Origin of the sequence: Microcoleus sp. B6-A1, assembly GCF_036705085.1 — a bacterium.
Lineage (GTDB): Bacteria > Cyanobacteriota > Cyanobacteriia > Cyanobacteriales > Microcoleaceae > Microcoleus.
The window spans coordinates 127,763-137,893 of record NZ_JAUBTU010000002.1; the positions used below are offsets into that span (position 1 = coordinate 127,763).

General features: G+C 49.0%; 7 protein-coding genes. 6 read left to right on the forward strand and 1 reads right to left on the reverse strand.

The window, feature by feature from the left end:
- Positions 1-122: 122 nt before the first annotated feature.
- The 3 genes from QUB11_RS01300 (at position 123) to thrB (ending at position 2,405) form a co-directional block, all read left to right on the forward strand.
- Entirely contained in the window at positions 123-689 is a 567-nt protein-coding gene (locus tag QUB11_RS01300) for a Uma2 family endonuclease (protein WP_333199268.1), read from the forward strand.
- A gap of 3 nt (positions 690-692) precedes the next feature.
- Positions 693-1,187 carry a tetratricopeptide repeat protein gene (locus QUB11_RS01305; protein ID WP_333199270.1) on the forward strand — a complete coding sequence of 165 codons (495 nt, stop codon included), beginning with the start codon at positions 693-695 and terminating at the stop codon, positions 1,185-1,187.
- A gap of 90 nt (positions 1,188-1,277) precedes the next feature.
- Entirely contained in the window at positions 1,278-2,405 is a 1,128-nt protein-coding gene (thrB, locus tag QUB11_RS01310; RefSeq protein WP_333199273.1) for a homoserine kinase, read from the forward strand.
- A gap of 253 nt (positions 2,406-2,658) precedes the next feature.
- Here thrB and QUB11_RS01315 read toward each other — a convergent pair whose 3' ends face one another.
- Positions 2,659-3,930: an ATP-binding protein gene (locus tag QUB11_RS01315; protein WP_333199275.1), complete on the reverse strand. Its 1,272-nt coding sequence runs from the start codon at positions 3,928-3,930 to the stop codon at positions 2,659-2,661.
- A 466-nt stretch (positions 3,931-4,396) separates the two neighbouring features.
- Here QUB11_RS01315 and QUB11_RS01320 point away from each other — a divergent pair, with 466 nt between their 5' ends.
- The 3 genes from QUB11_RS01320 (at position 4,397) to QUB11_RS01330 (ending at position 9,732) form a co-directional block, all read left to right on the forward strand.
- Positions 4,397-7,093: an endonuclease MutS2 gene (locus QUB11_RS01320; RefSeq protein WP_333199378.1), complete on the forward strand. Its 2,697-nt coding sequence runs from the start codon at positions 4,397-4,399 to the stop codon at positions 7,091-7,093.
- 251 nt (positions 7,094-7,344) lie between these two features.
- Positions 7,345-7,950: a DUF3038 domain-containing protein gene (locus QUB11_RS01325; RefSeq protein ID WP_333199277.1), complete on the forward strand. Its 606-nt coding sequence runs from the start codon at positions 7,345-7,347 to the stop codon at positions 7,948-7,950.
- A gap of 177 nt (positions 7,951-8,127) precedes the next feature.
- Positions 8,128-9,732 carry a DUF4335 domain-containing protein gene (locus QUB11_RS01330; protein WP_333199281.1) on the forward strand — a complete coding sequence of 535 codons (1,605 nt, stop codon included), beginning with the start codon at positions 8,128-8,130 and terminating at the stop codon, positions 9,730-9,732.
- Positions 9,733-10,131 lie beyond the last annotated feature (399 nt).

Below are 10,131 nucleotides of genomic sequence, written 5' to 3' on the forward strand. Positions count from 1 at the left end.
TTCAATATTCTGAGTCTCGCCTGCAAAAAGCGAAAGTCAGTGTAGCCGGATTGTTTCAAGCTGTGGAGCGACAAGAAGCTCGATCGTTTAGAATGTTTGTATCACCTATCAAGAGTGCTTGTATGAGCCAGACAATATCTGATAAAGTACGCTGGACTACCGCCGATTTAGAACTATTGCCCGATAACGGCGATCGTTACGAAATTATTGATGGAGAGTTATTTGTGACATGGGCAGCACACTGGAATCATCAAGAAGTTTGTGGTAACATTTGCATAGAGTTAAATAATTGGTCACAAAAAACAGGATTAGGAGAATCAGTAATTAGTCCAGGAGTTATTTTTACAGATGTAGATTGTGTTATTCCTGATGTGGTTTGGATTAGCAATGAACGCTTGGCTATCTTGCTAGACGAAGCCGGCCATTTAACCGCCGCACCTGAGTTAGTTGTTGAAGTATTGTCCCTCGGTGCAGACAATGAAAGACGGGATAGAGATTTGAAACTCAGACTCTATTCGGTACGAGGAGTACAGGAATACTGGATTGTGAATTGGCGGTTGCAGCAAATAGAAGTTTATCGCAGGGAACAAGCAAGTTTAAGGCTCATTGCTACGCTGTTGAGCGCTGATGAATTGACCTCGCCTTTGTTACCTGGTTTTAGTTGCTCTGTCGCTCGAATTTTTGCCTAAATTATGAAATCATCACTTGACAATTTAATTGCTCCTCTAGTAATATTTACTATCTTTGCTAATATATCCCCTGGTGTCTCTGCTAAATCCTCAGCAATATTAATAGGTCAAAAAACGATTGTTCAAAATTCTGCTGAAGACTTATTTAACAGCGCTTTAGCCAAATCAGAAGCAGGAGACATTCAAGGGGCGATCGCCGATTACACCGAAGCCATCCGCCTCAACCCCAACTACGCCAAAGCCTACAACAAACGCGGCATCATCCACGGCCGCAATCTCAAAGACTATCCAGCAGCTAAAGCAGATTTCGATCGCGCAATTGAAATCAACCCCAACTACGGCGACGCCTACTACAACCGCGCCAGAGTCCGCCAGTTCTTAGAAGACAAACCGGGGGCGATCGCCGATTATCAAAAAGCAGCGGAACTTTATCAAAAAGATGGCAATACCAACGATTATCAAGATGCTATCAAACATCTTCAAATGCTGCAAGAATAGAGTGCTTTTGAAAACATAGTATAATATCCTTCGATCTGCGTTCATCCGCATTCATCGGCGGTTAAACATTCCAAATTAACTATTCAAAAAATGCCCGAAAATTCCACCGTTACCGTTACCGTACCCGCCACAACCGCCAACCTAGGCCCAGGATTCGACTGCATCGGCGCCGCTTTAAGCCTCTACAACCGCTTCCAATTCTCCCGACTCGAACCCTCAGCAACCGAGAAACTAAAAATTACCGTTACGGGCCAAGAAGCCGCCAAAGTCAAGACAGACGACAGCAATCTCGCTTATCAAGCTTTTCTCAAGTTATACGATCGCCTCAACCAATCGCCGCCCCCTGTAGCGATACATATAGATATGCAAGTTCCGCTGGCTAGAGGTTTAGGAAGTTCCGCCACAGCTATTGTCGGTGGGTTAGTCGGTGCAAATGAGTTAGCCGGTGCGCCTTTGAGTCAGGTAGAAGTGATGCAATTGGCGATCGAACTTGAAGGACATCCCGACAACGTTGTCCCCGCTTTACTAGGAGGATGTCGCCTCGCTGCTAGCAATGCACCCCCCCAACCCCCCCTTAGTAAGGGGGGGCTAAGAGAAGAATTCCCTCTCCGTGAAGCGGGGCTAACAGAACAATCACCCTTAGATGCGGAAATTTTACCATCACCCCCCCTCAGCAAGGGGGGGCTAACAGAACCACTCCCCCTGAACGAAGCTGGGCTAACAGAATCACCCCCCCTTAGTAAGGGGGGGCAGGGGGGGGGTTCTTGGGAGATTTGCGATATTCCCTGGCATCCAAATATTGTGCCGGTGGTAGCCATCCCCGATTTTGAACTGTCTACAGCCGAAGCCCGCAAAGTTTTGCCAGCAGATTACAGCAAGGCTGACGCGATTTTTAATGCGGCACACCTCGGTTTGCTAGTGCGGGCTTTGGAAACTGGCAATGAAAACTGGCTGCGCTGCGCCCTCAAAGACAAAATTCACCAACCTTACCGGCAATCTCTGATTCGGGGATATGAAGCGGTGCAACAAGCCGCCGTGAATGCAGGGGCCTATGGAATGGTAATTAGCGGTGCCGGCCCAACGCTTTTGGCTTTAACGGATGCTACTAATGCTGATGCGGTTGTGAGGGAAATGGCGGCTGCTTGGATGGAATTTGAGGTAAAGGCAGATGTAAGGGCGATCGGCCTCGATACTCAAGGCGCGCAAGTCTCCATTTAGTTATTCCACTCCTAGACACACAACATCTACATAACCGTGTTTTGTAGGGGCAACCCCCCGTGGTTGCCCCTCTTCCTCTCTCCTTCAAATCTATTGAATATCACCTCAAGTCTCTTTTCGATAACTTCTGCCCTTCTCTATACAAAATTTTACCTTTAAAAAAAAGCAGTCATTGTAGGGGCGGATTCAGCATCATCTCAGGCTCAAACCAACAATCGCAAAAACCCGCTCCACCAACGGTAAATACTGTTAATTAACTGTGACGCAGCGGAATCTCTATCTGAATTTTAGTGCCTTTACCCGGTTCGGAAAAACACTTGAACTCTCCTTTGTGCTGCTCTACAATTATCCGATAGCTGAGAGCAAGTCCCGATGAGATGGGTGGTTCCGCAGGTTTTGCTCCCAAAAATGGATCGGAAATTTGGGCTGTGATATCTTTGCTATGTGCGATGTCGTTATCCGCAATCTCAATCGAAATTCGCTGAGCATCGACTACCTGAGTGCTAATCAAAATCACAGGCTTAAATTTGATTGATTCCAACTCTGCCAACTCTTGAGCAGACTCTTCTAAAACATCGATCGCGTGATTGATGATATTCAGAAAAGCTTGATTGAGCAGACCTGCATAACACTCAATCTGTGGCAAATTGCCGAATTGTTTGATCACCTTGATGTCTCGCCTTCCCTCGCGAGCCGGCAAGCGGTGCTGCAACAACAACAGAGTATTTTCTAAACCGTCGGAAACATCGAATAACTGCCAGCCCGATCGATCGCTGCGGGAAAAATCCTGTAGCGACAAGATTATTTGGCGGATGCGATCGCTCCCGGTACGCATGGAACTCACAATTTTTAATAAATCGTCTAGTACGAATTCCACATCCATATCTTGTTGTTTTTGCATAATTTCCGCTCCGGGACTGACTAGCTCTTTTTGATACAATCGCAGGAGTTCAATTAAATCGGTAGCGTAGCTTTGGACGTGAGTTAGATTGCTGTAAATAAAAGTAATTGGGTTGTTAATTTCGTGGGCTATCCCAGACACCAATTCACCCAAACTAGACATTTTTTCTGTTTGTAGCATTCGATCGCGCGACAGTTGCAATTCTTGCTGGGTGAGAGCCAACTGCGCCCTCAACTCGCGCGATTTCTTAGAAGCGCCCACCCGCGCCAATAATTCCTGCTTAACTATCGGTTTAAACAGAAAATCGTCAAAGGGGGCATCCGATTCTTGAATTTCATCAAATTGCTCCGGTGTTGTCAGCAGAATAAAATAGGCTGTCGCCAATTCTCGTGAAGCGAAGCTATCCCGTAGGGAATCGGCTTTCACCAGCCGGCACACCTCCAAAAAGTTGATTTGAGGCGAAGTCCCGTCGCAAATTATCACATCCGGGGACAATTCCCTCGCCAATTCTAAACCCTCTTTGTCGTCGGGAGCGACTCTCACCTGATGTCCCTCTTGGCTGAGTAACTCTTGCACAACTTGAAAAGTCACAGTATCCGCGATGATCGCCAGAATCTTTGCCATACTTCTATCATCTCCACAAATTACTTTTTAGGATACAACCGCCAGAATTGCGCTGACCGATTTAAAATTCCAAAATAGTTCAATTCCATCTAAAAACTCCCCATCCCCGCTCCCTCAAAACCCAAAATAGCCCATACCATTTTAGATTTTATCTTTTCGAGTAAAAAATGGGTAATGACTTAGTGTATAATAATAGTTGGGAGCTTGCCTACAGTTGCATATTTTTTGGGGACGGGTATCACGAGAAGGTATAATTTTAGACGGGTAATGCAAAAATGCAAATTTTCTCCTTCGTAATTAATGTTACATCAGAGCTTGCGGTCGAAAGACTGCTGAGGGCGATCGCAGATACTTTCTCAAATTGCCCCAGGAAACAATAAAAAACTTTAAAATCAATTAATAGTATCGTTAAATTCACCTTCTCGGTCAGCGCCTGGGAATGCCAATTACCAACACCACCTCAACTTTGATTCAAGCCGAAACACTAGAACTATTAGAATGGCAGCGCCTGTGTCAGCACTTGGCTACCTTCGCGGCCACCAAACTCGGCGTCGCCGCCGCCCTCGACCTCGAAATCCCGCCCACTCAAGCTCAAACAGCAGAACTCCTCGCCCAAACTCAGGAAGCTTATCAGTTAGAGAGCCGCGCTGGCGGTGCTTTGAGTTTTGAAGGAATCCAAGACATCGGCACTTCGCTGCAACGAGCCGAACTGCAAGGTTTGCTCAGCGGCGAAGAATTGCTGGCAATTGCTACTACCCTCGCCGGAGCAAGGCAATTGCGCCGGATAATTGACTCTCAGGCAGATGTGCCGACGCTCAAAGAACTGGCAGCCCAATTGCGGACTTATCCCGAACTAGAGCAAGAAATCCATCGCTGTATAGACGATCGCGCTCAAGTAGCAGACAGAGCCACTCCTAAATTAGCAGGAATTAGAGTTCAAATGCGACAGTTGCGCGATCGCATTTATCAAATATTGCAGGGGATTTTGCAGCGCCAATCCAACGCCGTACAAGAACAGCTAATTACCCAAAGAAGCGGACGCTTTGTCATTCCCGTCAAAGCTCCCCAAAAAGATGCCATACCGGGCATCGTTCACGACTCCTCGGCCAGCGGCGCGACACTATACGTAGAACCCCACAATACAGTCAATCTTAACAACCAAATGCGGCAGTTGCTGCGGCAAGAACAAGCCGAAGAAGAAGCAGTCCGCCGCGCCCTCACGGAGCAAGTCGCAGCAGTAAAACCAGATTTAGACAGATTGGTGGTGGTAGTTACAACTTTAGATTTAGCGGCCGCTAAAGCGCGTTATAGTTTTTGGTTGCAAGCAAATCCGCCGAAATTTATCGAATTGGGAGAACCAGAATTAGCACCAAAAAATCCCGAAAAAGAAGATGAGGAAAAAGAAGATAAAGAAGATGAGGAAAACTCAGAAAACAGTCAATTATTAATTCGCAACCTGCGATCGCAAATTACCCTGCGCCAGTTGCGACATCCTTTATTAGTTTGGCAGCAACAGCACGAACAAGGCTTTCCAGTCGTGCCGGTCGATTTAACGATCGGGCCGCACATCCGCGTCGTCGCCATCACCGGCCCCAACACGGGCGGCAAAACTGTCACCCTCAAAACCTTGGGCTTGGCAGCTTTAATGGCAAAAGCCGGAATGTTTGTTGCCGCCCGCGAACCCGTAGAATTGCCTTGGTTCGACAATATTTTGGCTGATATTGGTGACGAACAATCTTTGCAGCAAAGTTTGTCTACTTTCTCCGGCCATATCCGCCGCATCAGCCGCATTTTAGAAGTTTTACATAATAAATCGCAGGCTGAAGGGGAAGAAAATTCAAAGCTTCCAATTACTAATTCCCAACAGCAAGACGAGGAAGTCACAGACACACAGAGCACTGTTTCTGCTCTCCCAATTCTCAAACCTAAATTACAAATTCCCCAACCCCAAATCCCAAATCCCAATTCCCAATTACCAATTCCCAAATCTTTAGTTTTGTTAGACGAAGTAGGAGCGGGGACAGACCCCTCAGAAGGCAGTGCATTGGCGATCGCCCTGTTGCAATATCTCGCCCAACATTCCCTATTAACAGTTGCAACTACCCACTTTGGCGAACTCAAAGCCCTCAAATATCAAGACTCCCGCTTTGAAAATGCCTCAGTAGAATTTGACGACAATTCCATGCAGCCAACCTATCGCTTGCTGTGGGGAATTCCCGGACGTTCCAACGCCCTCACCATTGCCAAAAGACTCGGTTTGCTACCAGAAATTGTCGATGAAGCTCAAACCTATGTCGGGGGAGCGTCTCAAGATGTCAATCAAGTGATTGCGGGACTCGAAGCACAGCGCCGGAAACAGGAAACCAAGGCCAGAGAAGCAACTCAACTGCTACACCAAACCGAAAAACTGCACAGAGAAGTTTCTCAAAAAGCAGCCGCTTTGCAAGAGCGGGAGCGAGAACTAAAAATAGCTCAGGAAGTGGCAGTAAATGAGGCGATAGGGTCGGCAAAATCAGAAATTGCTCAAATCATTCGGCGCTTGCAGTCGGGCAACCAGACGGCTCAAAATGCCCAACAAGCGACAGATACCTTAAATCAAATTTCCCAAAAACATCTGCCCTCCCGACAACAACCGGCTAAACCCAAACCGAGTTTTATGCCGAAAGTGGGCGATCGCATCCGCATTCCCAGCTTGGGCCAAACCGCCGAAGTCCTCAGCGGCCCCGATGCTAACGAAGAGTTGAGCGTTCGGTTTGGGATTATGAAAATGACTGTCAAACTAGGAGAAATTGAATCCCTCGACGGTCAAAAACCCGAAACTAAAGCTCAATTAGCCAAGGTTGCAGCCCAAGCACTCGCTACGGCTAAAGCTAAGCAAGCAGCGTCGGAACCTGCAAAACCCAATCCCGAAATTGCCATTCGCACTGCTAATAATTCGATCGACTTACGGGGTGCGAGAGTCTCAGACGCAGAAATCGAAATAGACAGAGCTCTCTCCAAAGCAGTCGAATACGGTGCGCTGTGGATAATTCACGGCAAAGGTACGGGACAGTTACGGCGTGGCGTTCACGAGTTCCTGGCTACTCATCCGCAGGTTTCCCGCTTTGAGCTCGCCAGTCAAAAAGAAGGGGGTGGAGGTGTGACGATCGCTTATTTACATTGATTTGTGGCATCCAGTGGCGTAGCATGGTTAGGGGTGAAAATCTAGGGGTTTTGCGGATAGTGATCGATCGAACTTGAAACCGCAACTTTTCACCCGCAACTCCGTCCTGCAGTTAGGATTGCCGGAATCAAAGCAACGAGCTATGGAGACAAATTAACAGATGTGCTGTTGCCCACAGGCCGCAAAGCTTTAATCACTGCATACTGTTTGATATCCTGCCTCAACCAGTCTTAATTTCCCGTGCTGAAGCCATGCGCTCGACCGTAAAGTCCTCCGCTCCCACAAACGAAACGGGCCCATCTCCCAACTGGGAAGAATTGACCCAAAAAGCACCAGAACCTACCCAGTTGGACAACATTAAAGCCCAACTGGATTTAGTGCTGTTAGCCCTAGAAGCACTGGCAGAAATTGGCTCAGAGGCGATGCTCAAGGTAGCAGCCGAACTGAATTTAGAGCCAATGGTAGCCGATCGGGTAGCTTTGTGGCGGCTGCGCCAATCTAACCCGCTGCGGAAAGGCCACGGAGGGCGCAAAAAACTAGATGTGGAGGAAGCTCGATCGCTCGTTTTGATAAGCTGTCATTTGGCAAAACAGCACCAAGCTTTAATCCGCCGCGCTGTTGCTTTGCTCGAACAAATGGCAGAGCAAAACCGCGAACCTCACACAATCGCTTTGCTGGGAGATTATATTGACAGGTTCAGCAACACTTATGGCTCGCGCATGGAAGATGCAGAAAATTTATCGGGCCGAGAACTGACTAATTTGGCCCTCAAACTCCTGATCGATTTGCTGTTTTACAGCAGTCCCGGCGGCCACCGCCGCCTCTGGCTGGCTCTTCTAGACCGCGCTAAGAATTAAACTAAGCATAATGGGAACGAGAATGACAAAGATCGGGAACAGGCAAGATGCCTGTTCCACCAAAAAATTTATTTGTTGTGGAACAGGCATCTTGCCTGTTGCTAAAAAAGCTTGTTGAGAATACTGCCAAATATCAGATAAAACATAGTTATTCCCTCTTCCTTCTTCCTTCCTGCTATGGTTCTCAAACGGTACACGCCCCCCACTTGCACGCTGGAAATTACAGCCAAAAGTTCGCCTCTATCTCGCTGGGCGGGCCAACCGGTGTTTAAATCTTTAAGTTTTGAGCTACGACTCGACGACCCCAGGCTGCCAGATACCCAACACGTTACTCTCAGGGGCGATCGAATTCAACTCGAAACCCTCCACGAAGCTGTTAGCAACTACGTCCAAAACTTGCTCGGCGAATCCCGCGATTGGGAAAGCAACCTCAACTCTCAAACCGATCATATCCCTGCAGGTTCAGACTCGCCAGAAGTCGCGCTTAATGCCGTTATATTCGATCGAGCAGTCAACACTTCCGAACTAGCAACTTCCAACCCCTACTCTCTCCCAACTTCCTACCTTCCGGTTCCCCCCCGCTTAGAGCCCCGCGGCTTGCTCGCCCACAACTTGTTTTTAGGCTCTTTGAGCGCCGCAGAATCCGGGCCAGTAGTTCCATTGAGCACCCTGCAACTGTTTGACTTGGCCACAGCGCTAGATGACTGCGCCGCCGAAGTGATGGCGCTTCCCAACCTCAACCGCGAGTCCCAACGGCCGCTGTCCTCACCCTGGCTCAAGGTGGCAGCAATGCTGGTCGCGATGGCGGGCCTGACGACAGGAACTATCAAAATGCTCGATCGATCCGCCACCTCCCCGCAAACCGCCACAGCCCCCGCCACAGCCCCCGCCAATCCACAATTGAGCACCGCTCCAGAAAACCCCCAGTTAGCGGCCGGCGTTTCCCCCAGTCCTGTTCCCGCCCTACCGACACCCCCAGCACCAACACCCGCAGCCACACCCGCTTTACCGCCCCTGCCGCCCCCGCCCATCAACACCGCCGCCTCTCCCAGCCCCAGCTTACCCCCCATCGCCCTCGCGCCAACTCCCCCCACCAACAAACCCAGCCCCATCCAGCAGCCACCCCTGCTATTTCCCGCCAACGGTAGCGCAGCCAGCGCCCCACAGAGCGCCCCAGCATTCCCTCAAGGGTCAACAATCACAATTCCCGCCCCCGAAGAACCGCCCCAGGGCCGCCCCCAAGCACCCGCACCAGTACCCTACCTGCTGCCCCCATTACCGCCCAGACTAGCTCCCGCCGTACCTCCCCCCCTGCCGCCCTCCCTGTCTGCTTCCCGATTTCCCGTTCCCCCGTCGCAACCCTTCCCCCGCCCCATCGAGCCGATTGTCCCCCCCGCCAGTACCGAACTCCCAGCCCTTGAGGACACTCAACCAACCGCGGAGTCCGACGACAACAACCAGGTGGCGGCCAGCAAAAAAAACCGCACTTTATTTGATACAATTCCTCAAGTTTCCGAAGCTAGAACTTACTTTGAGGAACGCTGGAAGCCTCCTGAAGGAATGGAACAAACTTTGGAATACAGCGTGCTGATCGATGAAAATGGGTCAGTTCAAAGTATTATGCCGATGGGAAAAGCAGCAGCAGATTATATCGAGAAAGCTAATATGCCCTTAGCTGGCGAGCCGTTTGTTTCTGCGGTTTCTAATGGAAAAAACCCGAAAATTCGAGTTGTTTTGAGACCAAACGGTCGAGTACAAACCTTTTTGGAAGAGAGCGATTAAACGCTCTCAAACACATTGTCGAGATGGGAAATTCCGGTTAATTGCTAATCTTAAACAAGTTCAAAAAAAATCAAATTTTAACTGTGCCAGCAGCAGCCAGCGTATTGACAGTTGCTCCAGTTTATGCTACCCATATCTCTTGACCCGTGCGGGCAGAGTCACCAGTAAAAAAATTTGCTGACACTCGTCAACCGATGTGCATTGCACACCCTACAAACTTCCTTTTTCCTTCTTCCTGACATCCGTTACATCCGTCGAGCGAATCCGTTGCCGAACTTCCTTCTATCCTTTACATCCGTTACATCCGTTACATCCGTTACAAAATCCGTTGCCGAACTTCCTTCTATCCTTTACATCCGTTACATCCGTTACATCCGTTACAAAATCCGTTGCCGAACT